This is a genomic window from Pseudomonas sp. P5_B2, assembly GCF_056400445.1.
The window spans coordinates 1-785 of record NZ_JBFULH010001262.1 but is presented as its reverse complement, the minus strand read 5'-3'; the positions used below and the strand labels follow the sequence as shown (position 1 = coordinate 785).

1 protein-coding gene is annotated in these 785 nt (G+C 43.1%); it reads left to right on the top strand.

Going from position 1 to position 785, the window contains the following annotated elements:
* The coding region (locus tag AC1DRJ_RS30635) for a hypothetical protein (RefSeq protein ID WP_477805408.1) at positions 1 to 519 on the top strand (519 nt) is incomplete at its 5' end.
* Positions 520 to 785: the final 266 nt, after the last annotated feature.

Below are 785 nucleotides of genomic sequence, written 5' to 3'. Positions count from 1 at the left end.
ATATTGATGGGTGTTTGTATGGGTATAAGGAATTACTCGTTTGATGAAATCAAGCGATGGAGTCATGGAGAGTTTGATACGGGCTTTTTTGATGATGAGTATATTGAGGATCCGGATTTCTTTGATATGTATGTCTCACGTGAGTGTGGTGATGCTGGGCTCTTTGAAATAATTTCTAATCCGGGATGTAGAGAGAGGTTCTATTTCGCTAATCTCCTCGCGTTGAGTCTTTGTGGTGTTTATCGGTTGAAGGTGGATTTGCCTTTCCATTTTTCAAGGCTCCTTGGCATAAAGTCTCGAGAGGTTTACGAGCAAGAGATTGATGAGCAGGCAGATCGTATTTACAAAAAATGCCTAATTATTGACGGTATGAGTAATATGAGTGATCCGGCAATAAAATCATTTTATAAACAAATTCTGGATTTTCGGCATGATCAAACAAGCTGTTCTTTGCAGTTTTATAGAGAGTGTCAACAAAGGCTTGACTTGAGTTTGTTCGAAAATAATACCAGTCGGTGAATAGTATCTGTGCGCCGAAAATAATGTTGGCGTAAAAAGCGAAATTTCTGGGCAAGGTCTTCGGAAGTTTCCTTCAACTCGTATCGGTTTCCATGAACTGGTTTGAAATGCATTCCCTCGATAGTCTCTGGTGGTCACTGAAAATTCAGTGGCAGGGTGTAGGAACCCTTCAAGACTAGAGCGGACGCTTCGGCGTCGACACCTGAATTGCGGCCGTCAACATGCGTCCGTAAGATCAGTTGCGGCGGCTGTGCGCGGGCACGCTT